At 71.2% G+C, this 25,461-nt stretch carries 25 protein-coding genes and 1 pseudogene; 9 read left to right on the top strand and 17 right to left on the bottom strand.

The genetic code is table 11. From position 1 onward, the window contains the following. Positions 1 to 65: 65 nt before the first annotated feature. Entirely contained in the window at positions 66 to 1,085 is a 1,020-nt protein-coding gene (gene add, locus ABZ815_RS36355) for an adenosine deaminase (protein ID WP_357705746.1), read from the bottom strand. A 100-nt stretch (positions 1,086 to 1,185) separates the two neighbouring features. On the opposite strand from add, the gene ABZ815_RS36350 reads away from it, so the two are divergent. Next, positions 1,186 to 1,989: a class I SAM-dependent methyltransferase gene (locus ABZ815_RS36350; RefSeq protein ID WP_357705745.1), complete on the top strand. Its 804-nt coding sequence runs from the start codon at positions 1,186 to 1,188 to the stop codon at positions 1,987 to 1,989. A gap of 588 nt (positions 1,990 to 2,577) precedes the next feature. Here ABZ815_RS36350 and ABZ815_RS36345 read toward each other — a convergent pair. Next, positions 2,578 to 3,363 carry a hypothetical protein gene (locus tag ABZ815_RS36345; RefSeq protein ID WP_357705744.1) on the bottom strand — a complete coding sequence of 262 codons (786 nt, stop codon included), beginning with the start codon at positions 3,361 to 3,363 and terminating at the stop codon, positions 2,578 to 2,580. Between the two features lie 74 nt (positions 3,364 to 3,437). On the opposite strand from ABZ815_RS36345, the pseudogene ABZ815_RS36340 reads away from it, so the two are divergent. Further along, positions 3,438 to 3,854, top strand: a pseudogene (locus ABZ815_RS36340) (Clp protease N-terminal domain-containing protein); the annotation flags it as partial. Between the two features lie 174 nt (positions 3,855 to 4,028). Here ABZ815_RS36340 and ABZ815_RS36335 read toward each other — a convergent pair. Beyond that, positions 4,029 to 5,051 carry a GNAT family N-acetyltransferase gene (locus ABZ815_RS36335; protein WP_357705743.1) on the bottom strand — a complete coding sequence of 341 codons (1,023 nt, stop codon included), beginning with the start codon at positions 5,049 to 5,051 and terminating at the stop codon, positions 4,029 to 4,031. Positions 5,052 to 5,159: 108 nt separating this feature from the next. On the opposite strand from ABZ815_RS36335, the gene ABZ815_RS36330 reads away from it, so the two are divergent. From ABZ815_RS36330 to ABZ815_RS36320, 3 genes are read left to right on the top strand one after another with little or no spacing between them, the layout of a single operon-like run. Beyond that, positions 5,160 to 5,828, top strand: coding sequence for an FAD-dependent oxidoreductase (locus ABZ815_RS36330; RefSeq protein WP_357705742.1), 669 nt, complete (start codon positions 5,160 to 5,162; stop codon positions 5,826 to 5,828). After that, positions 5,825 to 6,535: an FAD-binding oxidoreductase gene (locus ABZ815_RS36325; protein WP_357705741.1), complete on the top strand. Its 711-nt coding sequence runs from the start codon at positions 5,825 to 5,827 to the stop codon at positions 6,533 to 6,535. The genes ABZ815_RS36330 and ABZ815_RS36325 overlap by 4 nt, the downstream gene beginning before the upstream one ends. Before the next feature lie 27 nt (positions 6,536 to 6,562). Beyond that, entirely contained in the window at positions 6,563 to 8,167 is a 1,605-nt protein-coding gene (locus ABZ815_RS36320) for an amidohydrolase (RefSeq protein WP_357705740.1), read from the top strand. 49 nt (positions 8,168 to 8,216) lie between these two features. On the opposite strand, the gene ABZ815_RS36315 is transcribed toward ABZ815_RS36320, so the two are convergent. The 5 genes from ABZ815_RS36315 to gap form a co-directional block, all read right to left on the bottom strand. Then, positions 8,217 to 8,561: an RNA polymerase-binding protein RbpA gene (locus ABZ815_RS36315; RefSeq protein WP_082310244.1), complete on the bottom strand. Its 345-nt coding sequence runs from the start codon at positions 8,559 to 8,561 to the stop codon at positions 8,217 to 8,219. 77 nt (positions 8,562 to 8,638) lie between these two features. Beyond that, entirely contained in the window at positions 8,639 to 8,869 is a 231-nt protein-coding gene (gene secG, locus ABZ815_RS36310; protein ID WP_090942947.1) for a preprotein translocase subunit SecG, read from the bottom strand. A gap of 99 nt (positions 8,870 to 8,968) precedes the next feature. Beyond that, positions 8,969 to 9,754: a triose-phosphate isomerase gene (tpiA, locus tag ABZ815_RS36305; protein WP_357705739.1), complete on the bottom strand. Its 786-nt coding sequence runs from the start codon at positions 9,752 to 9,754 to the stop codon at positions 8,969 to 8,971. Between the two features lies 1 nt (position 9,755). Beyond that, complete coding sequence (locus ABZ815_RS36300) at positions 9,756 to 10,943, bottom strand: phosphoglycerate kinase (protein ID WP_357705738.1); 1,188 nt, start codon at positions 10,941 to 10,943, stop codon at positions 9,756 to 9,758. A 37-nt stretch (positions 10,944 to 10,980) separates the two neighbouring features. Then, entirely contained in the window at positions 10,981 to 11,985 is a 1,005-nt protein-coding gene (gene gap, locus ABZ815_RS36295; protein WP_357705737.1) for a type I glyceraldehyde-3-phosphate dehydrogenase, read from the bottom strand. Between the two features lie 182 nt (positions 11,986 to 12,167). Here gap and ABZ815_RS36290 point away from each other — a divergent pair, with 182 nt between their 5' ends. Continuing rightward, entirely contained in the window at positions 12,168 to 12,824 is a 657-nt protein-coding gene (locus ABZ815_RS36290) for a hypothetical protein (protein WP_357705736.1), read from the top strand. 244 nt (positions 12,825 to 13,068) lie between these two features. On the opposite strand, the gene whiA is transcribed toward ABZ815_RS36290, so the two are convergent. The 7 genes from whiA to ABZ815_RS36255 all read right to left on the bottom strand — a co-directional run bounded on the left by whiA (position 13,069) and on the right by ABZ815_RS36255 (position 19,585). Next, the gene (whiA, locus tag ABZ815_RS36285) at positions 13,069 to 14,049 is read right to left on the bottom strand and encodes a DNA-binding protein WhiA (RefSeq protein WP_138714326.1); all 981 of its coding nucleotides are present in this window, start codon (positions 14,047 to 14,049) and stop codon (positions 13,069 to 13,071) included. Positions 14,050 to 14,121: 72 nt separating this feature from the next. After that, positions 14,122 to 15,078, bottom strand: a complete 957-nt coding sequence (gene yvcK / locus ABZ815_RS36280) for a uridine diphosphate-N-acetylglucosamine-binding protein YvcK (protein ID WP_357705815.1) — start codon at positions 15,076 to 15,078, stop codon at positions 14,122 to 14,124. 11 nt (positions 15,079 to 15,089) lie between these two features. Further along, positions 15,090 to 15,956 carry an RNase adapter RapZ gene (gene rapZ, locus ABZ815_RS36275; RefSeq protein WP_357705735.1) on the bottom strand — a complete coding sequence of 289 codons (867 nt, stop codon included), beginning with the start codon at positions 15,954 to 15,956 and terminating at the stop codon, positions 15,090 to 15,092. A 44-nt stretch (positions 15,957 to 16,000) separates the two neighbouring features. Beyond that, on the bottom strand, positions 16,001 to 17,905 hold the full coding sequence (uvrC, locus tag ABZ815_RS36270; protein WP_357705813.1) for an excinuclease ABC subunit UvrC: 1,905 nt from the start codon (positions 17,903 to 17,905) through the stop codon (positions 16,001 to 16,003). Between the two features lie 161 nt (positions 17,906 to 18,066). Continuing rightward, positions 18,067 to 18,519 (bottom strand): Rieske (2Fe-2S) protein, encoded by a 453-nt coding sequence (locus ABZ815_RS36265; protein WP_357705734.1) that lies wholly within the window; start codon positions 18,517 to 18,519, stop codon positions 18,067 to 18,069. Between the two features lie 76 nt (positions 18,520 to 18,595). Further along, positions 18,596 to 19,051 carry a Rieske (2Fe-2S) protein gene (locus ABZ815_RS36260; RefSeq protein ID WP_357705733.1) on the bottom strand — a complete coding sequence of 152 codons (456 nt, stop codon included), beginning with the start codon at positions 19,049 to 19,051 and terminating at the stop codon, positions 18,596 to 18,598. 117 nt (positions 19,052 to 19,168) lie between these two features. Then, a complete protein-coding gene (locus tag ABZ815_RS36255; RefSeq protein ID WP_357705732.1) occupies positions 19,169 to 19,585 on the bottom strand; it encodes a Rieske (2Fe-2S) protein in 417 nt (138 codons plus the stop codon). Positions 19,586 to 19,805: 220 nt separating this feature from the next. Between ABZ815_RS36255 and ABZ815_RS36250 the strand changes: the two genes are divergently transcribed. Beyond that, on the top strand, positions 19,806 to 20,522 hold the full coding sequence (locus tag ABZ815_RS36250) for a DUF2306 domain-containing protein (protein ID WP_357705731.1): 717 nt from the start codon (positions 19,806 to 19,808) through the stop codon (positions 20,520 to 20,522). 157 nt (positions 20,523 to 20,679) lie between these two features. Here ABZ815_RS36250 and uvrA read toward each other — a convergent pair whose 3' ends face one another. Next, positions 20,680 to 23,520, bottom strand: a complete 2,841-nt coding sequence (gene uvrA, locus ABZ815_RS36245) for an excinuclease ABC subunit UvrA (RefSeq protein WP_357705730.1) — start codon at positions 23,518 to 23,520, stop codon at positions 20,680 to 20,682. 217 nt (positions 23,521 to 23,737) lie between these two features. Here uvrA and ABZ815_RS36240 point away from each other — a divergent pair, with 217 nt between their 5' ends. Both ABZ815_RS36240 and ABZ815_RS36235 read left to right on the top strand, forming a co-directional pair. Beyond that, positions 23,738 to 24,529, top strand: coding sequence for a maleylpyruvate isomerase family mycothiol-dependent enzyme (locus tag ABZ815_RS36240; protein ID WP_357705729.1), 792 nt, complete (start codon positions 23,738 to 23,740; stop codon positions 24,527 to 24,529). Continuing rightward, positions 24,526 to 25,182: an MBL fold metallo-hydrolase gene (locus ABZ815_RS36235; RefSeq protein ID WP_357705728.1), complete on the top strand. Its 657-nt coding sequence runs from the start codon at positions 24,526 to 24,528 to the stop codon at positions 25,180 to 25,182. Before ABZ815_RS36240 ends, ABZ815_RS36235 begins: the two co-directional genes overlap by 4 nt. A gap of 1 nt (position 25,183) precedes the next feature. Here ABZ815_RS36235 and ABZ815_RS36230 read toward each other — a convergent pair whose 3' ends face one another. Then, the gene (locus ABZ815_RS36230) at positions 25,184 to 25,459 is read right to left on the bottom strand and encodes a hypothetical protein (RefSeq protein ID WP_357705727.1); all 276 of its coding nucleotides are present in this window, start codon (positions 25,457 to 25,459) and stop codon (positions 25,184 to 25,186) included. Between the last annotated feature and the right edge of the window lie 2 nt (positions 25,460 to 25,461).

The raw sequence follows: 25,461 nt of genomic DNA, 5'->3' as shown, positions 1-25,461 counted from the left end.
GGAGCGGGGGTACAGGCGAACGTCTCGCCGTACCTCCGCTGCGCGACCGGCGGCTCCGGCGGCGGTCAGGCGGTCGTGGTGAGGGTGTCGATCTCCTTGAGGAGAGTCTGCTTGCGGTCGGCGGCCAGGTAGGAGGCGTTGACGGCGTTGCGGGCGAGTTGTGCAAGTTCGGGGGCGCCCAGGCCGAGCACGTGGGCGGCGGCCCGGTACTCCCCGGCCAGGGTGGTGCCGAACATGGGCGGGTCGTCGCTGTTGAGGGTGACGTACAGGCCCTCCTCCAGCATCCGGGGCAGCGGGTGGGCGGCGAGGTCGGGCACCTGGCCTGTGCAGACGTTGGAGGTGGGGCAGACGTCCAGGGGGAGCTGGGTCTCGCGCAGGTGGGCGACCAGGCGGGGGTCGGACAGGCAGTTGATGCCGTGGCCGATGCGCTCGGCGCCGTAACCCTCGATGACCTCCCACATCGTCTCGGGGCCGCTCATCTCGCCGCCGTGCGGGACGCTGTGCAGGCCGGCGGCGCGTGCGGCGGAGAAGGCGGCGCGGTAGGCGTCGCGGTACTTGGGACGCTCCTGTTCGATGCCTCCGATGCCGAAACCTACCAATGCGGCGGGAGGTTCGCTCAGGGCGTGCTCGACGGTGACCCGGGCGGACTCCTCGCCGTACTCGCCGGGGATGTCGAAGATGTAGGCCATCTCCACGCCGTGCTCGGTCAGGGAACGCCGGGCGGCCAGGTCGAGGGCCTCGGTCACCTCGCGCATGGGCATCCCGACCACGTGGTGGGCGTACGGGGTGACCTGGAGCTCGGCGTACCGGCCGCCCTGGGAGGCGAGGTCCTTGGCCAGGCCGAGGACGAGGGTGGCGACGTCCTCGGGCTCGCGGACGAGCCTGTTGACGGCCTGGTACACGCGGGCGAAGTGAGGGAAGTCGAGGAAGGTGTAGAAGCGGCGCAGCTCCTCCTCGGTGGTCGGGACCTCGCTTCCGGGGTGGCGACGGGACAGCTCCAGCACGGTGGCTACTGAGGCCGAGCCGACCAGATGTACGTGCAGTTCCACCTTGGGAAGCGCGTCGATGAAGGCGTCGATGGTCATGGCGACGACCATAAGCCTGAGATTTCGCCCTAAAACAGGGAAAGGGGCGAAATTTCACGTGAAGATGTTAGATTTCGGCTCCGGGGTAGGCTCGTGGCCCGTGAGGGACCCTGAGGCCTACGACCGCGGCTTCGCGCGGCTCAGCTCGCACACCGTCGAACCGCTGCTCGCCGCCCTGGCCCGCGGTCCGGGACAGCACCCGGGACAGCGCCCCGGACAGCGTCCGGGGCGGCGTCGAGAGCGGCGTCCCGAGCGGGTGCTCGACGTCGGGTGCGGCACCGGCGTGGTCACGGCCGCCGCGCTCGCGACCGGCGCCGCGGTCACCGCCGTGGACGCCGACCCCGCCATGCTGGAGCTGGTCGCCCGCCGCCACGCCGGCGCCACGGTCCGCCGGGCCACCCTGCCCGTCCTGCCGTTCGAGGACGCCTCCTTCGACGCCGTGGCGGGCAACTTCGTCATCAACCACGTCGCCGACACCCCGGCGACGCTCGCGGAGCTGCACCGCGTGCTGCGTCCCGGCGGCGCCGTCGCGCTGACCTGGTGGAAGTCCGACGAGATGACGGCCACGAACGTCTTCGCCGAGGCCCTGGCGGCGGCAGGGGTCCCGTACGAACCCCCGGCCCGCCCCTTCGCCGCCGTGGACCGGCCCGAGCGGTTCGCCGCGCTGCTGGAGGCGGCGGGCTTCACGGAGGTGGGCGTGCGGACCCTGCGCTGGCGGCACCGGGTGGACGTCGCCGCCTGGTGGACCGGCGTCGTCGAGGCGGGCGGCCCGCGCTTCGAGACGATCGCCCGGCAGCCGCCGGAGACCGCCGCCCGCGTCAGGGCCTGCTACGACCGCCTGGCCGCCCCGTACGCCGCCACGGGCTTCCCCGTCTGCGCCCACCTGGCCCACGGCCTGCGCTGACCCAGGACCAGCGGCAGCCGCCGGGCGAGGTCCTCCGACCTGGCCAACGCCGAGGGTGTGAGCAGCTTCAGCCGCGGGCCGACGAACTCCCGCCGGTGATGTGGCGGCTTACAGGGAGGGGACGGCGCCCGACTGCAGGAACACGCCCAGGAGGGGCTGTAGGGGCCCCAGCTTGAAGATGCGGGTCGCGGGGCCCCCAGGTGGGTGGCCACGCTGGTCAGGCTCGCACCGGCCAGGTCGGCGCCTCGCTGGAGACCGTCACCACGCGGACACCCGGGGCGGCCAGGAGCAGTGGCAGGAGCAGCCCGGTGAGCGCGAAGTGGCCGAGGTGGTTGGTGGCGAACTTCAGCTCCCAGCCCTCCTCGGTCAGGCGGCGGGGGGCATCGCGATTCCGGCGTTGTCGACCAGCAGGTCCAGCTTGTCCATCGTGCCGCCGACGGCGGGCCGGCTCGCGGGCGGTGGGCAGGCCGGGGCCGCTTGCCGCTGTTGGCGCCGGTCACGACGGCCGTTCTGCCGGTGAGGTCCGGGATGTCGGCGGGCGTCCAGGGCGTCATCGCCCCTCCTTCCGGCGTACGGAAGTCGTCCACCTCAGCCCAGCCGCTGCCGCGCATGGCGTTCCTCGCGGCGGGTGACCTGGAGCCGTTGCCGGACCTCCTCCAGCCTCTTGCGGGCCTTGGCGAGCTTGCGTTCCAGTCGGGCGACCTTCTCGGCGCGTTCGTCGTACTCGCGGGTGACCGACTCCAGCGTCTCGGCCCACTCCCGGTGGGCCGCCTCGGCCTCCTCCCGCTCTCGCGCCTTACCGGCTTCCCGCGCTTGCCTGGCCTCGGCCTCCGCGCGGGCCTTCTCCTCGGCCGCCGCGTCCTTCCCGGACGGTCCGCGCCTCCGCGACGGCTCGGATCGGGGCGCGGTGACGGGGGCGGGGGCGAAGCCGCTGTAGCTGAGCGGCCTGGCCAGGCGGCCGGCCCGTACCTGGTCGGCGGCGCCGGCGTCCACGACGGCGGCGTCCAGCGTCTGGTCCACCTCCGTGGCGGCCGCCGCCGACAGGCCGCCCGCCTGCCTGGCCAGCCGCGCCACCTTGGCGGTGACCTCGCTGCGCCGCTGGGTCAGCTCGGCCAGCGCGTCGGCGTCCTGCGCCTGCCACGCCGCGCGCAGCCGCTCCCCCACGCCGAGCAGGTCGGCCAGCTCACCGGGGTGCTCCCGGGCCAGCCGGTTGACCGCCCAGGCCGAGACGGTGGGCTTGCGCAGCTTCGCGATGTCGCGGGAGAGCCGTACGTCGCCCGCCGCCTTGGCCGCGCTCGCCTCGGCCGCGCGGGCAGCGGTGAACTCCGCCGGCGGGACTGCGTAGAGGCGGCCGGCCACCTCGTCAAGATCCACACAGGACAAATACCCCACACGCCGCGGTTTGTAGCGCATAGTGGAGGCAGCCCCAGTCGAACGGAGGCCCCCCGGTGTTCGAGCGCTTCACCGACCGCGCGCGCAGGGTCGTCGTCCTCGCCCAGGAGGAGGCGCGGCAGCTGAGCCACAACTACATCGGCACCGAGCACATCCTGCTGGGCCTCATCCGCGAGGGCGAGGGGCTGGCCGCGCTGGTGCTCGACGGCTGCGGTGTGGAGCTGGAGGGCGTACGGACCTTCGTGGAGCGCGAGGTGGGCCGCGGCGCCAGCTCGCCGAGCGGGCACATCCCCTTCACCCCGCGCGCCAAGAAGGTGCTGGAGCTGTCCCTGCGCGAGGCCCTGCAACTGCGCCACAACTACATCGGCACCGAGCACATCCTGCTCGGGCTGATCAGGGAGGGCGAGGGGCTGGCAGTCCAGGCGCTGGTGGAGGCCGGCGCCGACCTGGCCGACGTACGCCAGCGCCTGCTCGACCGCGTGGGCCGCGGCACCAGGGAACGCCCGACGGAGGTGTACTTCGGCGGCGGCTCGGTGCTCGGCGAACGGCTCACCCGCATCGAGGAGAGCCTGGAACGCATCGAACGCCACCTCGGCATCGGACCAGCCGCCGGACCCGCCGAGAAGGACGAGCCCCGCGAGGAGGGCCTAGGCTGAGGCCCGCACGCCGACCGGCAGCCGCGCCTCCACGACCCCCGGATCCTCGGTCTGGCCGAGCGCGGCGCCCAGGGTGGTCAGCAGGCCGCGCATACGCGCGTTGTCGGCCAGCAGGGTGGCTCTGACCTCGGCGTACCCCAGGTCACGAGCCTGCCGCACCAGCATCCCGGCCAGCACCGTGCCCAGGCCGCGCCCCTGCCAGCGGTCCTCCACCAGGAAGGCCATCTCGGCGATGCCGGGGTCGGGGGTGAACATGAGGTTCGCCATGGCCACGACCTGGCCGTCGTGCCCGGCGACCAGCGAGAAGCCCTTGCCGCGGTCGCAGAGCCGGTCGAACGTGCGCGGCGGCAGCGCGGGCATCGAGGTGAAGTAGCGGAACCTGCGGGCCTCGGGCGAGCACCTGTCGTGCAGGTCGCGCACGGCCTCGCGGTAGATCGAGGTGAGCGGGCGCACGGTGACCTCGGCGCCGTCGGCCAGTTTCACCGCGCGTTCGGCGGGGGTCCGGCCGGGCGCGGGCTGGGCGAGGCGGGCGAAGGAGGCCGCCCGCGCGGCCTCGGTCAGCGTGAACGGCAGCCCGGCGCGGCGCAGCCGTACCGCGCGCCGCTGGGCCACGGGCACGACGAGCAGGGTCGGGTCGGGCAGATCGTTCACCGGTTCACCGTAGACCCAGCGGGCGTCGTCCGCGCGCAGCAGCTCGGCCAGCAGCTCGGGGAGCCGCCAGGGCGTGGAACGCAGCCGGGAGGCCAGCAGCAGCGCCCTGGTCGGCTCGTCGGTGAGCTCGTGGGCGGTGGCCGGCACCACCTGGACGCACCGGCCGCCGGCGGCCTCCAGCGCCTCGCGCACGGCCTCGGGACCGGCCGGGATGTCGGCGACGAACTCGTCGACCGTGCCGTCGGCGTCGGACTGGACGCTCAGGCCGAGGATGTTGCCGCCCCTGGCGGCCAGGGCCGAGGCCAGCGAGGCCAGCCGTCCGGGTCGCTCGTCCACCGTGGTCCGGATGCGCAAGAATCCCATATGGGAGAGCATGCCCGGCATGTGTTACATGCCCGCTAACGACGGGTTTCATGACGAATTTCGTCGTGAGATGCGCCACCTAATCCCGATATAGCAGGATATGGGGCCATGAATGCGCGAGTTCCCTTGTCGTCCGGATTCGTCAACGGTGACGTCTCCTTCTGGTACCGCTCGTCCGGGGTGCCGGAGCCCGGTCCGCGGCTCGACGGCGACCTGGACGCCGACGTGGCGATCGTCGGGGCGGGCTACACCGGGCTGTGGACCGCGTACTACCTCAAGAAGGCCCGCCCCTCGCTCCGGGTGGTGCTGCTGGAGCAGGAGTTCGCCGGGTTCGGCGCCTCGGGGCGCAACGGCGGCTGGCTGACCGGCGACCTGGCCGGCTCCCACGAACGGTACGGCTCGGACGCCCGCCGCCTCCAGCGCGAGATGTACGCCTCCATCGACGAGGTCATCGCGGTCTGCCGGAACGAGTCGATCGACTGCGACATCGTCAAGGGCGGCGTGGTCAACGTGGCCCGCACCCCCGCCCAGGCCGACCGGCTGCGCGACTCGGTGGCCTCGGCCCGCGCCTGGGGCATCGAGGAGGCCGACCTGCGCCTGGCCGACCCGTCGGAGCACGTACGGGTGTCGGGGGCCCTGGCGGCTTCCTGGAGCCCCCACTGTGCCCGCATCCAGCCCGCCAAGCTGGCCCAGGGGCTGGCCAGGCCGTACGCGACCTCGGCGTCCCCCTCTACGAGCGCACCCCGGTCACCGAGATCGCCCCGGGGAGGGCGGTGACCCCGTACGGGACGGTCAGGGCGACGTACGTCATCCGCGCCACCGAGGGCTTCACCGCCCGCCTGAACGGCCTGCGCCGCCAGTGGCTGCCCATGAACAGCTCCATGATCGTCACCGAGCCCCTCCCCGCCTCCTTCTGGGACGAGGTCGGCTGGCGGGGCGCCGAGCTGCTCGGCGACCTCGCGCACTACTACATGTACGCCCAGCGCACCGCCGACGACCGCATCGCCTTCGGCGGCAGGGGCCGTCCCTACCTGTACGGCTCCCGCATCGACGCCCGCGGCCGCACCCACGAGTGGACGGTCGAGGCCCTGTGGCGGCTCCTGGTCGACTTCTTCCCCCAGGCCCGCTCCTCCTCGGTCGCGCACGCCTGGTCGGGTGTGCTGGGGGTGCCGCGCGACTGGTGCTCGACCGTGCACGTGGACCCCGCGACCGGCCTGGGCTGGGCCGGCGGGTACACCGGACACGGCGTGACCACGACGAACCTGGCCGGGCGCACGCTGCGTGATCTGATACTCGGGGAGGAGACGCGGCTGACGTCGCTGCCCTGGGTGGGGCGCAAGGTGCGCTCCTGGGAGCCCGAACCGCTGCGCTGGATGGGCGTGCACGCGATGTACCGCCTGTACCGGGTGGCCGACCACCGTGAGCGTTCCATGCCCAGGACCTCGGCCCTGGCCCGTTTCGCCGATCTGATCACCGGCCACTGACGCCGTCCTGAGAAAGGGAGAACCCCCATGAACATCCTCTTCCGCGGTGGAGCCGCCTTCATCGGCGGCGCCGTGCGGCGCGACGCCGTACTGGTGCGGGACGGGGTGATCGCCGCCGTCGGCCCGGAGGGCGAGCTGTCCCGCGGCGCCCCCGGCCACGACACGGTCGACCTGGACGGCGGCCTGCTGACGCCGGGCTTCACCGACGCGCACATCCACCCGGTACAGGCCGGACTCGAAAGAGCAAAGTGCGACTTGTCAGAGATCTTCGGCCTAGACGCCTACATTTCCAAGATTTCCGACTACGCCACGAAAAATCCTGAAAAAGAGTGGATCGACGGCGGAGGCTGGGACATGTCAGCCTTCCCCAACGGTCTCCCCCACCGCTCCCAGCTCGACTTCCTCGACCGGCCGGCCTACCTGATCCAGCGTGACCACCATGCCGCCTGGGTCAACTCCCGCGCCCTCGACCTGGCCGGCATCACCCGGGACACCCCCGACCCCGCCGACGGCCGCATCGAGCGCGACGCCGACGGCACCCCGTCCGGCGTGCTGCACGAGGGCGCGATGGACCTCGTCGGCCTGCTCACCCCGCGCCCCACCGCCGAGGACCAGGCGCGGGCGCTCACCGAGGCCGAGCAGCACCTGTTCTCGCTGGGCATCACCGGCTGGCAGGACGCCATCGTCGGCTCGTACGCCGGCTCGGACGACCAGCTTCCCACCTACCTCGACGCCGCCCGCGCGGGACGGCTGCGCGCCCGCGTGGTGGGCGCGCTGTGGTGGGACAGGACGCGCGGCGAGGACCAGATCGAGGACCTGGTGCGCCGGCGGGCCGCCGCCGAGGGGCTGGACCGGTTCGCCGCCACCTCGATCAAGATCATGCAGGACGGCATCACGGAGAACTTCACCGCCGCGACGCTGGAGCCGTACTGCCGGTGCGGCGGCACGGGCCTGTCGTACGTCGACCCGGGCAAGCTCAAGCAGTACGTCGCCGAGCTGGACCGGCTCGGCTTCCAGGTGCACTTCCACGCCATCGGCGAACGCGCCGTGCGCGAGGCCCTGGACAGCTTCGAGGGCACCGACCCGGCCAACCGCCACCACATCGCCCACCTGCAGATCATCGAGCCCTCGGACGTGCCACGCTTCGCCGCGCTGGGCGTGACGGCCAACCTGCAACCCCTGTGGGCCACCCACCACGCCCAGATGGACGAGCTGACGCTGCCGTTCCTGGGCGAGCCGCGCTCGTCGTGGCAGTACCCGTTCAGGGATCTGCAGGCGCACGGCACCCGGTTCTGCGCGGGCAGCGACTGGCCGGTCTCCGAGCCCGATCCGATCCAGGGCATGCACGTGGCGGTGAACCGTACCGAACCGGGCGGATCGGTGCACGCGGGCTACCCGACGGCGCAGACGCCGTTCCTGCCGGGCCAGCGCCTCGACCTGGCCACGGTGATGAGCGCGTACACCGAGGGGTCGGCCTGGATCAACCGCTCGCCGGCGGGTGTGATCGCGCCCGGCCGACCGGCCGACCTGGTGGTGCTCGACCGCGACCCCTTCGACCTGCCCCCGGCCGACATCTGGACGACGCGGGTGCGCATGACGTTCGTCGACGGCGTGGCGGTGCACGGGCGATGACGCGCGAAGGGCCCCGGTGACCAGCACCAGGGCCCTTCCGCCGGCTCGCCTACCAGGGGGACTTGTTGTTGCGCAGGCGCTCCAGTGCCTCCTCGAGGATCGCCTTGCCGTCCTTGTCGCTCCGGCGCTCCTTCACGTAGGCCAGGTGCGTCTTGTACGGCTCGTTCTTGGGCGGGGCAGGCGGGGCCTCCTCGTCCTGTCCGGCTGGGAGGCCGCAACGTGGGCAATCCCACATCTCGGGGACCGCCGCGTCGCTGGCGAAACTGGGGCGCGTCTCGTGCATGTTGGCGCACCAGAACGAGACCCGCACTCTCGGAGCTGCCTCGCCGCGTTCGGCCTCCCCCATAGGGCCGGCGCCGACTCGGCTGCCACGGATCGCGTTGCCACTACCCACGGATGAACTCCTCGCTAGATCGCCCCGCGTCGTGACACGGGGGGAGAATCACTGTCACGCGTTAACCAGTTGTTGTCTCAGGGCCGCATGAGCAGGCCGAGAGCGATGATGCAGACGAACCAGACGGTGCCCGTGATGACGGTCAGCCGGTCGAGGTTGCGCTCCACCACCGAGGAACCACCGAAGTTCGACGAGAAACCGCCGCCGAACATGTCAGACAGGCCGCCACCCTTGCCCTTGTGGAGCAGGACGAGCAGGATCATGAGACCGCTCGCCAGGATGAGGGCGATGGAGATTCCGATTTCCACGGTATGCCTGTTCCTTCAGTGCTCTGTTACGCGTGACGATTCAAACTTGCCTCTTGAGGGTACGGCCTGCTGTCAAGTCGCACCCTCAGAACGACTCAGTTAGCCAGGCAATTCGGAGAATCGGCAGATCTTGGCGAACTCCCCTGCGTCGATGCTGGCACCGCCCACGAGCGCGCCGTCGACATCGGGTTGAGCCATGATCCCCACGATATTGCCGGACTTGACCGAGCCACCGTAAAGGATACGGACCGCGGAGGCCACTTCGGGGTCGTAGAGCTCTGCGAGTCTCACCCGCAACGCTCCGCAGACCTCCTGGGCGTCCTCCGGGGTGGCCACCTCGCCCGTGCCGATCGCCCACACGGGCTCGTAGGCCACCACTATCGATTTTGCCTGCTCGGCGCTGATTTTGCGCAGGGCGCCGTCGAGTTGGCCGAGACTGTGCGCGATGTGGCCGCCCTCTTGGCGTACGGCCAGCCCCTCGCCCACGCACAGGATGGGCGTGAGCGAGTGCCGGTAGGCCGCCTGCACCTTGGCGTTGACGAGATCGTCGTCCTCGCCGTGGTACTGGCGCCGCTCGGAGTGGCCGATGACCACGTACGTGCAGCCGAGCTTGGCCAGCATGACGCCCGACACCTCGCCGGTGTAGGCGCCGCCGTCGTACTGGGACAGGTCCTGGGCGCCGTAGACGATGCGCAGCTTGTCGCCGTCGACCAGCGTCTGGACGCTGCGCAGGTCGGTGAAGGGCGGCAGGACGGCCACCTCGGCCTTGTCGAAGTCCTTGTCGCTGAGCGCGAAGGCCAGCTTCTGGACCAGGGCGATGGCCTCAAGGTGATTGAGGTTCATCTTCCAGTTGCCGGCGATGAGCGGCTTGCGCTGCTGGGCCACCTCAGTCCTCCAGAGCCGCGAGTCCGGGAAGGGTCTTGCCCTCAAGGTATTCCAGGCTGGCCCCGCCGCCGGTGGAGATGTGCGAGAAGCCGTCCTCGGGCAGGCCCAGCCTGCGCACGGCCGCCGCGGAGTCGCCGCCGCCGACCACCGTGAAGGCGTCGGAGCCGATCAGGGCCTCGGCCACCGCCCTGGTGCCGCCGGAGAACGCGTCGAACTCGAACACGCCCATCGGCCCGTTCCAGAACACGGTCTTGGCGTCGGCCAGCTTGCTCGCGAACAGCTCGCGCGTCTTCGGCCCGATGTCGAGCCCCTCGCGGTCGGCCGGGATCGCCGTGGCCTCGACCACCTCGTGCTCGGCGTCGGCCGCGAACGTGACGGCCGCCAGCACGTCGACCGGCAGCACGAGGTCGACGCCCCGCCTGCCGGCCTCGTCGAGGAAGCCGCGCACCTGGTCGAGCTGGTCCTCCTGGAGCAGCGACCGGCCCACCTCGTAGCCCTGGGCCTTGAGGAAGGTGTAGGCCATGCCGCCGCCGATCAGCAGCCGGTCGACCTTGGTCAGCAGGTTGGCGATGACGCCCAGCTTGTCGGAGACCTTCGCCCCGCCCAGGACGACCACGTAGGGACGCTCGGTGTCCTCGGTCAGCCTGCGCAGCACCTCGACCTCGGCCACGACCAGCCCGCCGGCCGCGTGCGGCAGCAGCTTGGGCACGTCGTAGACGCTGGCGTGCTTGCGGTGCACCGCGCCGAACCCGTCGCCGACGTAGAGCTCGGCGAGCCCGGCCAGCTTCTCGGCGAACGCGCCGCGGGCGGCGTCGTCCTTGGACTCCTCGCCGGGCTCGTAGCGCAGGTTCTCCAGCAGGGCGACCTGGCCTTCCTGGAGGGCGTCGACCGTCTGCCGCGCGCTGTCGCCGACCACGTCGGCGGCGAAGGCGACGTCCTGGCCGAGCAGCTCGCCCAGGCGGGCGGCCACCGGCTTGAGCGAGTACTTGGGATTGACCTGCCCCTTGGGCCTGCCCAGGTGGGCGCAGACGACGACCTTGGCGCCGCGCCCGGCCAGCGCCCGGATCGTCGGCAGCGACGCCCGGATGCGGCCGTCGTCGGTGATCGTCTCCCCGTCGAGCGGGACGTTGAGGTCGGCGCGCACGAGCACGCGCCGCCCCTTGACGTCGAGATCGTCGAGCGTGCGCATGCTCATGCTCCTGTCCCCGCAGTGGCCTCGACCATGCTCACAGGCCGCGGCCGACCAGCTCGATCAGGTCGGCGAGGCGGTTGGAGTAGCCCCACTCGTTGTCGTACCAGCCGACGACCTTGACCTGGTTGCCGATGACCTTGGTGAGGCCGGCGTCGAAGATGCAGGAGTGGGGGTCGGTGACGATGTCGGAGGAGACGATCTCGTCCTCGGTGTAGCTGAGGATGCCCTTGAGCGGGCCCTCGGCGGCGGCCTTGATCGCGGCGTTGACCTCCTCGACGGTGACCTCGCGGCTGACGTCGACGGTGAGGTCGGTGGCCGAGCCGGTGGGGATCGGCACGCGCATGGCGAAGCCGTCGAGCTTGCCCTTGAGCTCGGGCAGCACCAGGCCGATGGCCTTGGCGGCGCCGGTGGAGGTGGGCACCACGTTGAGGGCGGCGGCGCGGGCGCGGCGCAGGTCCTTGTGCGGGCCGTCCTGCAGGTTCTGGTCCTGCGTGTAGGCGTGGATGGTGGTCATCAGACCCTTCTCGATGGTGAAGGTGTCGTGGATGACCTTGGCCATCGGGGCCAGGCAGTTGGTGGTGCAGGACGCGTTGGAGATGATCGTGTGGCTGGCCGGGTCGTAGGAGCCCTCGTTGACGCCCATCACGATGGTGACGTCTTCGTTCTTGGCCGGCGCGGAGATGATGACCTTCTTGGCGCCGTTGTCGGCGTGCACCCTCGCCTTGGAGGCGTCGGTGAACAGGCCGGTCGACTCCACCACGACGTCGACGCCGAGGTCGCCCCACGGCAGCTTGGCCGGGTCGCGCTCCGCGAACGCCTTGATCGCCTTGCCGTCGACGGTGATCTCGTCGCTGGAGGCCTTCACCTCGTACGGCAGGCGGCCCAGGATGCTGTCGTACTTCAGCAGGTGGGCGAGCGTCGCGTTGTCGGTCAGGTCGTTGACCGCGACGATCTCGATGTCCTTGCCGCTGGCGGCGACCGCGCGCCAGAAGTTGCGACCGATGCGGCCGAAGCCGTTGACGCCTACGCGGATGCTCACGGAAACCGATCTCCTCGAACAGATGGCGGTTGAATCTCAACCACGAACACTATCGGACCCAAATTGGTTTAGACCACTGCAGGTACCGCCCTGCGTATCCCCGTTCAGGCGGCGTAATTTGCGAGCTTCGAGTAAAGTGCCCGACTCGTCGGAGTAAATTCGTGCATTCTCTGGGGGCTGAGATGTCACATGAGCGGTCCGGCCTGCTTCCTGGACTGATCGCGGGGCTGGTCGCCGCGCTCGTCTGCGCGGCGGCACTGGGGTTCGCGGTGCTCTTCCAGGACCGGCTGCCCAAGGCCGTGGCCACGCTGGGCAACGGCCACGCCTTGTCGGTGACGCTGTCGCTCCTGATCGCGCTGCTGGTCGCCCTGGCCGTGGGCGCGGCCCGCCCGCGCAACCGGGCGCTGCCGGTGGTGGCCGCCCTGTACGCCGCGGCGGCGGTCGCCGGAGGGCAGATCTCGGGCGCGTCCATCATGATCGGCGCCGCGCGGCGCACGCCCGCGTCCGGCACGTCCTCCTCCCCCCGGCTCGGCGACGTCACGGCGGCCAACGCCGGCGAGGGACTGCCCCACGCCCTGGCGGTCTACCGCGAGCCGCTCGGGCAGACGTGGCAGATGTGGCTGTACATCGCGGTGGCCGCCGCGGCCGCGCTCCTGCTGGTCACGCTGCGCGTCTTCCGCGTACGCCGCGCCGACCGGGCCGCCCTGGCCCAGCAGGCGGCCGAGGCGGCCGACGAGCCCGGACAGGAGTACCGGGCGCCGTTCGAGCCGGCCCAGTCGCCCGCCCAGCAGGCCGCGCCCGCGGACCTGTTCACGCCGCGCAAGCCCGCCAAGGACTGAACGGCCCTCGCCGGGCCGGCGCACCTCCACGGAGGCGGCCCACAGGGCGCTCCGTCACGGCGAGCGGCCCGTGAGCCCTCACGACCGGCCATGACGGGCGGCCACGGACGTCGGCGCGTGCGGGCCACCGAGCAGGCCACCGAGCAGACCACCGAGTAGGCCACCGAGTAGGCCACTGTGCGGAGCCGTACGGGATGGGGGTCTCCCGGACGACGCCGCACGCGCCCGCACGGCGACGAACCCGCTAGGGCGCCAGCATGTCGACGGTGAGATTGGCCTCGGTGTTGGGGATGCCCAGGTCGGAGGCGCGCTTGTCGGCCATCGCCAGCAGCCGCCTGATGCGCCCGGCGATGGCGTCCTTCGTCAGCGGCGGGTCGGCGATCTGCCCGAGCTCCTCCAGCGACGCCTGCTTGTGCTCCACCCGCAGCCTCCCGGCCACCACCAGATGGTCGGGCGCCTCCTCACCGAGGATCTCCAGCGCCCGCTGCACCCGCGCGCCCGCCGCGACGGCCGCCCGCGCCGAGCGCCGCAGGTTGGCGTCGTCGAAGTTGGCCAGCCTGTTGGCGGTCGCGCGCACCTCGCGGCGCATCCGGCGCTCCTCCCAGGCCAGCACGCTGTCGTGCGCGCCCAGCCGGGTGAGCAGCGCGCTGATCGCGTCGCCGTCGCGGACCACGACACGGTCGACGCCGCGCACCTCCCGGGCCTTGGCGTGGATCTTCAGCCGCCGGGCCGAGCCCACCAGCGCCAGCGCCGCCTCCGGCCCCGGGCAGGTGACCTCCAGGGACATCGAACGCCCCGGCTCGGTCAGCGAGCCGTGCGCCAGGAAGGCGCCCCGCCAGGCCGCCTCGGCGTCGCAGGCCGCGCCCGCCACGACCTGCCGGGGCAGGCCACGCACCGGACGGCCGTGGTTGTCGATCAGGCCCGTCTGCCGGGCCAGCGCCTCACCGTCGCGGTAGACGCGCACCACGTAGCGCGAGCCCTTGCGCAGCCCGGCCGGCGCGAGCACCAGCACCTCGGCCTTGTGACCGAACACCTCTCCGATGTCCTTGATCAGCCGCCGCGCGGTGGCGTTGGTGTCGAGCTCGGCCTCGATCACGATGCGGCCGCCCACCAGGTGCAGGCCGCTGGCGAACCGCAGCAGCGTCGAAACCTCCGCCTTGCGGCAGCACGGTTTCAGCACCGGCAGGCGGCTCAGTTCGTCCTTCACCACACCTGTCATCGCCATAAGCGTTAGTCCTTCCCCCATTCAGACCGGCTCTCGCCAGTCTCTCGCACCTTCGCGCCACGCCGACCAGGATCAACGCTTCTGGAGGAAAATCTCGTCCAGGACGGAGGCAAGACGTCGTGGGTCATGCCGGGGCGAGCCGTCGGCCGCGGCCACGTCGGCCAGGACGAGGCGGGCGCCGAGCGCCGCCGCGGCCTTGTCGAGCGCGTCGAGGTCGTCGACCACGCCGGTGTCGGCGAGCACGATGTCGAAGGCCAGGTCGGGGGCGTGCTGGCGGAGCACTTCCAGGTGCTGCTGGGGGGAGAAGTCGTCGGTCTCGCCCGGCTGGGGGGCCAGGTTGAGCGTGACGAGCCGTTTGGCCCTGCTCTCGTGCAGCGCGCGGGCCAGCTCGGGAACCTTCAGGTGCGGCAGCACGCTGGTGAACCACGAACCCGGCCCGAACACCAGCCAGTCGGCCTCGTGCACCGCGGCGACCGCCTCCGGACGCGCGGGCGGGTCTTCGGGCACCAGGGAGATGGCCTGCACCCGGCCCGGCGTGAGCGCGCAGGCGACCTGGCCGCGCACGGTCGAGGTGACGCCGTCGAGCTCGACCTCGGCCACGATGTCGAGGGGCACCGAGGCCATCGGCAGCACCCTGCCATGCGCGCCGAGCAGCCGCCCGACCCAGTCGAGGCCGGCCACCGGGTCGCCGAGCAGCTCCCACAGCGCCACGATCAGCAGGTTGCCGACCGCGTGCCCGTGAAGCTCGCCCTCGCTGCGGAACCGGTGCTGGACGACCTCGCTCCAGGTGATGCCCCACTCGTCGTCGCCGCACAGCGCGGCCAGCGCCATGCGCAGGTCGCCGGGCGGCAGCACGCCGAGCTCGCGGCGCAGCCGTCCGCTGGAGCCGCCGTCGTCGGCCACGGTCACCACCGCGGTCAGGCGGTCGGTCACGACCCGTAAGGCCGACAGCGAGGCGTACAGCCCGTGGCCGCCGCCCAGGGCCACCACGCGGGGGCCGTTCAGCGGATGGGGCAGGGACGTCTCCATACGTTCATGGGTCACTCCCGGCCCACATCCCGGTGGCTGACCTGGACCTCCATGCCGCGGTCACGCAGACGCGCGGCGACCTGCTCGGCCATGGCCACGCTGCGGTGCTTGCCGCCCGTGCAGCCCACGGCCAGGGTCGCGTAGCTCTTGCCCTCGCGGGCGTAGCCGGTGGCCACGACCTGCAGGACCTCCTCGTAGGCGTCGAGGAACTCCTTGGCACCCGGCTGGCCGAGCACGTAGTCGCTGACCGGCGCGTCAAGGCCGTTCATCGGCCGCAGCTCGGGCACCCAGTGCGGGTTGGGCAGGAACCGGCAGTCGACGACGAGGTCGGCGTCGACCGGCAGCCCGTACTTGAACCCGAAGGAGACGACGTTGAGCCGCAGCCCCGGACGGTCCTCCCCGCCGAAGTAGGCGACGATCTTGTTGCGCAGGTCGTGCACGTTGTGGGACGAGGTGTCGATCACCAGGTCGGCGTTGGCCCGCACCTCGCGCAGGATGCCGCGCTCGCGGGTGATGCCGTCGACCAGACGGCCCTCGCCCTGCAGCGGATGGGGCCTGCGGACGTTCTCGAACCTGCGCACCAGCTCCTCGTCGCTGGCCTCGAGGAAGACGACCCGCACGCGTACGCCGCGGCCCTCCAGTTCCTCGATGGCCGCGTTGAGGTCGGTGGTGAAGGCCAGGCTGCGCACGTCGACGACCGCGGCCACCTTGTCGGCGGCCAGCTTGACCTTGCCCGCCTCCTCCGCCATCGCGAACAGCAGCCCCGGCGGCAGGTTGTCGATGACGAACCAGCCCAGGTCTTCCAGCGCCTTGGCGGCCGTGCTGCGCCCCGCCCCGGACATGCCGGTGACGATGACGAACGCCGGCTCGGTGCTCATGGCCTCACTCCGTTCGCCGACACCCTGCGCTCCCTCGCGGGTGTTCACGATGTATCTCCCTTCAGCGTCGACACGATGACCTCCGCGAGGGCCGGCCCGATGCCGGGAACCTCGCAGATCTCGGCCGCGCTGGCCTCGCGTAGCTTCTTGACGGAGCCGAAGTGCTTGAGCAACGCCTGCCTGCGCGCCGGCCCGAGGCCGGGCACGCCGTCGAGCGCGCTCTCCTTCACTGACTTGGACCTCTTGGAACGATGGTAGGTGATGGCGAACCTGTGTGCTTCGTCGCGCACGCGTTGCAGCAGGTAGAGACCCTCACTTGAACGAGGCATGATCACTGGCTGGTCGTCGCCGGGCAGCCACACCTCCTCCAGCCGCTTGGCCAGGCCGCACACCGCGACGTCGTCGATGCCGAGCTCGTCGAGCGCCCGCTGCGCGGCGGCCGCCTGGGGGCCGGCGCCGTCGACGACGACCAGGTTGGGCGGATAGGCGAACTTGCGCGGTCTGCCCGTCTCGGGGTCGATGGGACCGTGGCCGTCGTCGTCCTCCGCGGCCAGCTCGCCGGTGGCCGAACGCTCCTCCAGGTAACGCCGGAACCGCCGCATGATCACCTCGTAGATCGAGGCGACGTCGCCCTCCTTGGTCCTGACCGCGAAGCGCCGGTACTCGCTCTTGCGCGCCAGGCCGTCCTCGAAGACCACCATGGACGCCACGACGTTCTCGCCCTGGAGATGGGAGACGTCGTAGCACTCGACGCGCAGCGGCGCCTGGTCGAGGTCGAGCGCGTCGGCGATCTCCTGCAGCGCCTTGCTGCGCGTGGTCAGGTCGCCCGCCCGGCGGATCTTGTGCTGGGCCAGCGACTCCTTGGCGTTGCGCTCGACGGTCTCCATCAGCGCCTTCTTGTCGCCGCGCCGCGGGACGCGCACCTCGACCCGGGCCCGGCGCTGCTCGGTCAGCAGCTCGGCGACCGCCTCGGCGTCGGGCGGCAGCGCGGGCACGAGCACCTCGCGCGGCATCGACTCGGGGCCGGCCTCGCCGTACATCTGCAGCAGGAACTGCTCGACCAGCTCGCCGGGCGAGGACTCCTCGACCTTGTCGACCACCCAGCCCCGCTGCCCGCGAATGCGGCCCCCGCGCACGTAGAACACCTGGACGGCGGCCTCCAGCGGATCCTCGGCCAGCGCGATGACGTCGGCGTCGGTGGCCTCGCCGAGCACCACGGCCTGCTTCTCCAGCGCGCGCTGCAACGCCTGGATGTCGTCACGCAGCCGGGCCGCCCGCTCGTACTCCTGCTCGCCGGCGGCCTCGCGCATGTCCTTCTCAAGGCGCCTGATGAAGCGGGTGGTGTTGCCCGCCATGAAGTCGCAGAAGTCTTCGGCCAGCTCGCGGTGCTCCTGCGGGGTCACCCGCCCCACGCACGGCGCAGAGCACTTGTCGATGTAGCCCAGCAGGCAGGGACGCCCGATCTGCCCGGCCCGCTTGAACACCCCCGCGCTGCACGTGCGCACCGGGAAGACGCGCAGCAGCAGGTCGACGGTCTCGCGGATGGCCCAGGCGTGCGAGTAGGGGCCGAAGTACCGCGTGCCCTTGCGCTTGGCCCCCCGCATGACCTGGACGCGCGGGAAGTCCTCCCCCAGCGTCACGGCGAGGTAGGGGTAGGACTTGTCGTCGCGGTACTTGACGTTGAAGCGCGGGTCGAACTCCTTGATCCAGGAGTATTCGAGCTGCAGCGCCTCGACCTCGGTGCCGACGACGGTCCAGTCGACGTCGGCGGCCGTGGTGAGCATCGACTGGGTGCGCGGATGCAGCGCGGAGAAGTCGGTGAAGTAGGAGTTGAGCCGCTGCCGCAGGCTCTTGGCCTTGCCGACGTAGATCACCCGGCCGTGCGCGTCCCTGAACCGGTAGACCCCCGGCGACTCGGGGATCGAACCTGGTCTGGGCCGGAAACTCAAGGGGCTGCCCGCTGCTCTCGCCACGGTCAAAGACTAGTAGGCGCCACCGACAAGGTGACCCGCCGAGCCTTCGGACGGCTCGACAGGGCTCACCTTCTCCTCTGACCAGGCTCCTTTGATCAGACTCCTCTGACCAGACTCCTCTGACCAGACTCCTCTGATCAGGCCAGGGTGATCTGGTCGCCCTCGACCTTGATCTGCTGCGCGGCCAGCGGCTTGTCGGCCGGCCCGTCGGTGACCGAGCCGTCGGCGATGTTGAACTTGCTGCCGTGGCACGGGCACACGATCGCGCCGTCCGCGACGCTGCCCACGGGGCAGCCCTTGTGCGTGCAGATCGCGCTGAACGCCTTGAACTCGCCCGCCGTCGGCTGCGTCACCACGATCTTCTGGTCCTTGAAGACCGTGCCACCGCCGACGGGGATGTCGGCGGTCTTGGCCAGCGCGCCGCCGGCCTGCGGAGCGCCTGACTGTGTGGCGCCCGGCTGCGTGGCGCCCGGCTGTGCGGCGCTCGACTGGCCGCCCGCGTCGGGGGCGGTGGCCGCCGGCGTCTCGGCGTTCCCGCCGCAGGCACTGATCGCCAGCGCCAGCCCGCCCGCGCCCACTCCCGCTATCACTGCCCGTCGGCTGCGAAGGTCATTTCCCATGTGTCCCACCCAATCGGAGACAGGTGAGAAATTCATGAGACACGGATTAGGCGAGTCTGATCTTGTCGCCGTCCACGGAGATCTTCTTCTCGGCGAGCGGCGCGCCGGCGGGGCCGTCGGCCACGGAACCGTCCTCGATCTTGAACTTGCTGCCGTGGCAGGGGCAGTTGATGGTCCCGTTCGAGACGCTGGCGACCGTGCAGCCCGCATGGGTGCAGACCGCCGTGAACGCCTTGAACTCCCCTTCGGTCGGCTGCGTCACCACGACCTTCTGGTCCTTGAAGACCGTGCCGCCGCCGACCTGGATGTCGCCGGTGTCGGCCAGCGCCTTGGGCTTCTTCTTCGCCTTCTTCTTGGGCTCGGCGGACGACGGCTCCTCCGTGGCCGACGCCTCGTTCGCCGCCGCCGTCGGCGAACCGTAGCTCGCGCACGCCGTCAGAACCGCCGCGAGCCCGGCGCCTCCGGCACCGAGCATGACCGTCCGGCGCGTCGTTTCTGTCATGGTGCGTCCTCCCAGGTCTCGGTCTCACTTGCAGGTACGGCCGGCGCCCCGGCACCGGTTCAGCCTGCACGAGCCCAATCCCGAAAACCACGCACAATTACCCAGAACGATCCGTCCTCAGACGACGACGATGCCGTCGCCCTCCACCTTGACCTGGTAGACGGTCAGCGGCGCGGTCGCGGGCCCCTTGGTGGCCTGTCCGCTGTCGGCGGCGAACTCGCTGCCGTGGCACGCGCACGTGATGACGTTGTCCTTCGGCGTGCCGACCGTGCATCCCTTGTGCGTGCACACCGCGCTGAACGCCTTGTAGACGCCCTTCGCGGGCTGCGTGATCACGATTCGCCACTCCTCGACGAGCGTGCCGCCGCCGACGGGCACGTCCGCCGTCTTGGCGAGCACCTTGCCCTTGATCGCCGACACCGGCTGCGCCTTGGCGTCACCCGCGCCGCACCCCGCCAGCGCCAGCCCGCACGCGGCCACCCCCGCCACGCCGAGCATCTCGCGCCGGCCGATTCCGCCGCGATTTTCGGGCATGGCTTCGCCCCGATCCGTAACCGTCATGAATTAGCCGACCCTTCGCGTCTCCGCCGACCCCCAGCAGGTCAAGCCGTTACCCGTGCTTCAACTTTATTGGCCCCACCCCTCGGTCCGACCATCGGGTGACCTCTGCGGCACGCCGTCGCGGCAAGGCGGGGTCAAGGTGCCGTCAGTGGGCGGTGCGCCCGCGGTCAGCGCCGCGCACGAGCCTGTGCGCATGACTCTCACCGACACTCCCGCACCCACGACGTCCGGGCCGCGCTGGTGGCGCCGTCCGTGGGTGGTTCCGCTCGGGGTGGTGGCGATCGCGTTCGTCGCCTTCTCGCTGCCGCCCTACCTGTCGCTGGACCCGAGCCGGTCGCGGGTGCCCGCCCCCGACTTCTTCCCGCCGCACTTCGTGGTGCTCTCCCTGCACGTGATCTTCGGTTCGATCGCGATGATCTCGTGCTGTCTGCAGGTCTGGCCGTGGTTCCGGGCCCGCCACCCGCGCGCCCACCGCATGATCGGCCGCGTGTACGTCTTCGGCGGCTGCCTGCCCGGCGGCGTGCTGGGTCTGGTGGTCAGCCTGGCCACTCCGTTCGGCCCGGTGACCAGGGCCAGCGGGGTGGTGCTGGCCCTGGTGTGGCTGGGCTGCACCCTGGCCGGCTGGCGGATGGCCAGGCAGCGCAGGTTCGTCGATCACCGCAGGTGGATGATCCGCAGCTTCGCCCTGACGATGTCGATCATCACCAACCGCCTGTGGGGCGCGGTGTTCGTCATCTCGCTGTCACCGCAGCTCGACACCACTTTCCACGGCGACCAGGAGCTGCTGGCCGGCACGGTGGGCGCGCTGAGCGCCTGGCTGGGCTGGGTGCTGCCGCTGCTGTTCGCCGAGTGGTGGCTGGAGCGCGGCGACGCCGCCAAGCGCCGCCGCCGCACCCCCGCCACCGCCTGACCGACAACAGGCGCCGTCACCCCCGAACCACCGCCTGACCGGCAACAGGCGCCGTCACCCCCGAACCATCACCTGACCGACGGCAACCGCCGTCACGCCCGAGCCGCCACCGTCCGGCTCAAGGCGCAACGTCGCCACACCTGGGCCGCCGCCTGCCTCAGAGCGAGAGGATCTTCCGCAGGAAGCGCCCGGTGTGGCTCTCGTTGACCAGCGCCACCTCCTCCGGCGTGCCCGTGGCCACCAGCGTGCCGCCACGGGACCCGCCTTCGGGGCCCATGTCGATGATCCAGTCGGCGGTCTTGATGACGTCGAGGTTGTGCTCGATGACGATCACCGTGTTCCCGCCGTCGACCAGCCGCCCGAGCACGCCGAGCAGCCTGCGGATGTCCTCGAAGTGCAGGCCGGTGGTGGGCTCGTCGAGCACGTAGATCGTCCGCCCGGTCTGGCGGCGCTGCAGCTCGGAGGCGAGCTTGACGCGCTGCGCCTCACCACCGGACAGCGTGGTCGCCGGCTGCCCGAGCCGTACGTAGCCCAGGCCGACGTCGTTGAGCGTCTGCAGGTGCCGCTTGATGGCCGGAATCGCGTCGAAGAAGCCCAGCGCCTCCTCGATCGGCATGTCCAGCACCTCGGCGATCGTCTTGCCCTTGTAGTGGACCTCCAGCGTCTCCCGGTTGTACCGGGCGCCGTGGCAGACCTCACAGGGGACGTAGACGTCCGGCAGGAAGTTCATCTCGATCTTGATCGTGCCGTCGCCCGCGCACGCCTCGCAGCGCCCGCCCTTGACGTTGAAGCTGAAGCGCCCCGGCTGGTAGCCGCGCACCTTGGCCTCGGCGGTCTGGGCGAACAGCTTGCGCACGTGGTCGAAGACCCCGGTGTACGTGGCCGGGTTGGAGCGCGGCGTACGGCCGATCGGCGACTGGTCGACGTGCACGACCTTGTCCACCTGGTCCATGCCGTTGATGCGCGAGTGCCGCCCCGGCACCGTGCGGGCGCCGTTGAGCTCCTTGGCCAGCGCGTTGTAGAGGATGTCGTTGACCAGCGTCGACTTGCCCGACCCGGACACCCCGGTCACCGCCGTGAACATGCCCAGCGGGAACTCGATGTCGACGCCCTTGAGGTTGTGCTCGCGGGCGCCCTTGACCGTGATCTGCCGCTTCTTGTCGCGCTTGCGGCGCTTGGCCGGGATCGCGATGCTCCTGCGGCCCGACAGGTACTGGCCGGTCATGGACTCCTCGCTGGCGAGGAGCTCCTGGACGGTGCCGGAGACCACGACCTGGCCACCGTGCTCGCCGGCGCCCGGACCGATGTCGACCACCCAGTCGGCGGCGGCGATGGTGTCCTCGTCGTGCTCGACGACGATCAGCGTGTTGCCCATGTCACGCAGCCTGATCAGCGTGTCGAGCAGGCGCATGTTGTCGCGCTGGTGCAGGCCGATGGACGGCTCGTCCAGCACGTAGAGGACGCCGACCAGCCCGGAGCCGATCTGCGTGGCCAGCCGGATGCGCTGCGCCTCGCCACCGGCGAGGGTGGCCGCGGCGCGGTCCATGGTGAGGTAGTCGAGGCCGACGTCGAGCAGGAAGCCCATGCGGGCGTTGATCTCCTTGACCACCCGCTCGGCGATGTGCATGTCGCGGTCGGACAGCTTCAGCTCCGCCAGGAACTTGGCGCACTCGCCGATCGACATGGCCGCGACGTCGGCGATCGACCTGTCGTCGACCGTGACGGCGAGGGTGACCGGCTTGAGCCTGGCGCCCTTGCAGGCCGGGCACGGGATCTCGCGCATGTAGCCCTCGAAGCGCTCGCGCGTGGCGTCGCTCTCGGCCTCGGCGTGCCGGCGCTGCACCCAGGGGATGACGCCGTCGAAGGTGGTGTAGTAGGAGCGCTGGCGGCCGTAACGGTTGCTGTACCGGACGTGCACCTGCTCGTCGTGGCCGTACAGCAGCGACTTCTGGGCCTTCTTGGGCAGCCGCTCCCACGGCGTGTCGAGGGTGAACCCGACGGTGTGGCCGAGCGCCTCGATCAGCCTGACGAAGTATTCGCTGGTGTGGCCGCCCGACCAGGGGTGCAGCGCGCCGTCGCCGAGCGTGCGCTCGGGGTCGGGCACCACCAGGTCGGGGTCGACCTCCATCTTGGTGCCGAGGCCGGTGCACTCGGGGCAGGCGCCGAAGGGCGAGTTGAAGGAGAACGAGCGCGGCTCCAGCTCCTCGAACGACAGGTCGTCGTAGGGGCAGTAGAGGTGCTCGGAGTAGAAGCGCTCGCGGCCCGGGTCGTCCTCCGGCAGGTCGACGAACTCCAGCGTGATCGTGCCGCCGGACAGCTGCAGCGCGGTCTCGACGGAGTCGGTGAGCCGGCGGCGCGAGGACTCCTTGACCGACAGGCGGTCAACGATGACCTCGATGTCGTGCTTCTCGTACTTCTTCAGCGTCGGCGGCTCCTCCAGCCGCACGACCGTGCCGTCGACCCTGGCCCGCGCGAAGCCCTTGGTCTGCAGCTCGCGGAACAGCTCGGCGTACTCGCCCTTGCGGCCGCGGATGACGGGGGCGAGCACCTGGAAGCGGGTGCCCTCCTCCAGGTCCATGACGCGGTCGACGATCTGCTGCGGCTGCTGCCGGGCGATCGGACGGCCGCAGGTCGGGCAGTGCGGCTTGCCGATGCGCGCCCACAGCAGACGCAGGTAGTCGTAGACCTCGGTGATGGTGCCGACGGTCGAGCGGGGGTTCTTGCTGGTGGCCTTCTGGTCGATGGACACCGCGGGCGACAGGCCCTCGATGAAGTCGACGTCGGGCTTGTCCATCTGGCCGAGGAACTGGCGGGCGTAGGCCGACAAGGATTCGACGTAGCGGCGCTGCCCCTCAGCGAAGATCGTGTCGAAGGCCAGGCTCGACTTGCCGGAGCCGGAGAGGCCGGTGAAGACGATCAGCGAGTCTCGCGGCAGGTCCAGCGAGACGTCCTTGAGGTTGTGTTCTCGTGCACCACGCACGATCAGGCGGTCTGCCACGGCGATCCCGGAGGTCGAAAGGCGGATAGGTCCACGGGGGATGGTAGACGGGGGCACCGACATTTTCGGCGAGCCGATCCCCGGCCCCCGAAAATCCGTCCTTCACAGGTTACGGCCATCTCCCGCGTCGGCAGGAGCCCTTTGCAAGTCAACCACTTGACCTGCTGCTTTATGCCCGACCGCGACACCTGCCCCCTAGATGGGGAAATATCTGGACATGACCGTTCTACCCGCGCTGCAGGCCGAACTGGCCTCCGCGACCGACCGGCTGCTGGCCACGGCCGCGTCCCTGTCCGACGCCGACGTGACGGCCCCGTCCCTGCTGCCCGGCTGGACCAGAGGGCACGTGCTCGCCCACCTGACCGGCAACGCGGGCTCCCACCTCAACCTCCTGACCTGGGCGCGGACGGGCGTCGAGACCCCGCAGTACCCGTCCGTGGAGGCCAGGGCCGCCGAGATCGAGGCCACCGCCGCCCGGCCGGCCGCCCGGCACCTGGCCGACCTGGCGGACAGCGCCGCCCGCCTGGCCGCCGCGATCCGCGACCTGCCCGCCGAGGCGTGGCGGACGCCCGTCCATGGCATGCGACCGCCGTCACATCCTGCCTGGTACATCCTGGTACGCCGCCTTCGCGAGGTGGGCATGCACCACGTTGACCTCGACGCGGGGTACGGCCCGCACGACTGGCCGCGGACGTTCGTCCACCGCGAACTGCACGACCTCCGCCACTCCTGGCCGTACGGCAGCAGCACGGTGAGCGAGGTCGTCCTGACCGGCAAGCCGGGGCAAAGGTGGCAGAACCTCGGTCAGGGCCCCGCCGTCCAGGGCGCGCCGGTCGACATGCTGGCCTGGTTGACAGGGAGGTCGGACGGCGAGGGCGTTACCCTGGTGCCCGCGGGACAGCCGTCGACGCCCGGTGACGGTGGCGCGCTCCTTCCCGAGCCGCCGCCGTGGCTGACGATGCCGGCCCCCGCTGATCTGCCCGCGACGCCCCCGAAGGACTATCCATGACCTACACCGGCGACGTCCAGGTCGGCGGCCCCGCCGACGTGCGCGAGCTGCCCGCCCTGACCATCTCCAAGCTGGCGGTCGGCCCCCACGACAACAACGCCTACCTGCTGCGTTCCACCGAGACCGGCGAGGAGCTGCTGATCGACGCCGCGGCCGACGCCGACCGGCTGCTGGCGCTCGTCGGCGACCAGCCGCTCGGCGCGGTCGTCACCACCCACCAGCACGGCGACCATTGGCAGGCCCTCGAACAGGTGTCCCGGGTCACCGGCGCCGAGGTGATCGCCCATCCGCTCGACGCGCCCGCGCTGCCCGTCCCGGCCGGCCGCACGGTCGAGCACGGCGACACGATCTCCCTCGGCCCGGTCAGCCTGGAGGTCATCCACCTGCGCGGCCACACCCCGGGTTCGATCGCCCTGCTCTACGACGGCGGCCCCGACGGCCGTCACCTGTTCACCGGCGACTCCCTGTTCCCCGGCGGGGTGGGCAACACCGGCAAGGACCCGGAGCGGTTCGAGCGCCTCTTCACCGACGTGTCCGAGCGGCTCTTCGACCGCCTGCCCGACGACACGTGGGTCTACCCGGGCCACGGCCGGGACACGACGCTCGGCGCCGAACGTCCCTCGCTGGCCGAGTGGAAGGCCAGGGGCTGGTAGCTCACCGTCCCGCGGCCAGCACGCGCACGATGCGGCTGGCCGCCAGGGCCGGATCGTCGGCCAGGCCGACGAGCTCACCCCACGACCAGCGGTAGAACCAGCCCTCGGGCAGCGGCACGCAGTCGATCGTCTCGGCCAGCAGCGCGGTGTCGGGATCGCTGATCCTCAGCGCGGGCGGATAGGCCCGCAAGGTGGCGGTCAGCCCGCGCTGCTCCAGCTCCGTGGCCAGCTTGCCGAGATAGTACGTCCGCGTGTGCTCGCGTGGCGTAGCCGACATGG

This window comes from Nonomuraea sp. NPDC047529, assembly GCF_040642995.1.
Taxonomy (GTDB): domain Bacteria; phylum Actinomycetota; class Actinomycetes; order Streptosporangiales; family Streptosporangiaceae; genus Nonomuraea.
The sequence above is the reverse complement of the archived record's forward strand: the minus strand, read 5'-3'. Positions and strand labels throughout refer to the sequence as shown.

Excerpts from the sequence above, each read along its gene's own strand:
- whiA (WP_138714326.1), bottom strand. The coding sequence starts at position 14,049 with ATGGCGATGACAGGTGTGGTGAAGGACGAACTGAGCCGCCTGCCGGTG.
- ABZ815_RS36255 (WP_357705732.1), bottom strand. The coding sequence starts at position 19,585 with ATGCCCGAAAATCGCGGCGGAATCGGCCGGCGCGAGATGCTCGGCGTG.
- ABZ815_RS36250 (WP_357705731.1), top strand. The coding sequence starts at position 19,806 with ATGACTCTCACCGACACTCCCGCACCCACGACGTCCGGGCCGCGCTGG.
- ABZ815_RS36300 (WP_357705738.1), bottom strand. The coding sequence starts at position 10,943 with ATGCGCACGCTCGACGATCTCGACGTCAAGGGGCGGCGCGTGCTCGTG.
- ABZ815_RS36235 (WP_357705728.1), top strand. The coding sequence starts at position 24,526 with ATGACCTACACCGGCGACGTCCAGGTCGGCGGCCCCGCCGACGTGCGC.
- yvcK (WP_357705815.1), bottom strand. The coding sequence starts at position 15,078 with ATGGAGACGTCCCTGCCCCATCCGCTGAACGGCCCCCGCGTGGTGGCC.
- ABZ815_RS36230 (WP_357705727.1), bottom strand. The coding sequence starts at position 25,459 with ATGTCGGCTACGCCACGCGAGCACACGCGGACGTACTATCTCGGCAAG.
- ABZ815_RS36240 (WP_357705729.1), top strand. The coding sequence starts at position 23,738 with ATGACCGTTCTACCCGCGCTGCAGGCCGAACTGGCCTCCGCGACCGAC.
- add (WP_357705746.1), bottom strand. The coding sequence starts at position 1,085 with ATGACCATCGACGCCTTCATCGACGCGCTTCCCAAGGTGGAACTGCAC.
- ABZ815_RS36260 (WP_357705733.1), bottom strand. The coding sequence starts at position 19,051 with ATGACAGAAACGACGCGCCGGACGGTCATGCTCGGTGCCGGAGGCGCC.
- ABZ815_RS36290 (WP_357705736.1), top strand. The coding sequence starts at position 12,168 with ATGTCACATGAGCGGTCCGGCCTGCTTCCTGGACTGATCGCGGGGCTG.
- rapZ (WP_357705735.1), bottom strand. The coding sequence starts at position 15,956 with ATGAGCACCGAGCCGGCGTTCGTCATCGTCACCGGCATGTCCGGGGCG.
- ABZ815_RS36330 (WP_357705742.1), top strand. The coding sequence starts at position 5,160 with ATGAATGCGCGAGTTCCCTTGTCGTCCGGATTCGTCAACGGTGACGTC.
- ABZ815_RS36320 (WP_357705740.1), top strand. The coding sequence starts at position 6,563 with ATGAACATCCTCTTCCGCGGTGGAGCCGCCTTCATCGGCGGCGCCGTG.
- ABZ815_RS36335 (WP_357705743.1), bottom strand. The coding sequence starts at position 5,051 with ATGGGATTCTTGCGCATCCGGACCACGGTGGACGAGCGACCCGGACGG.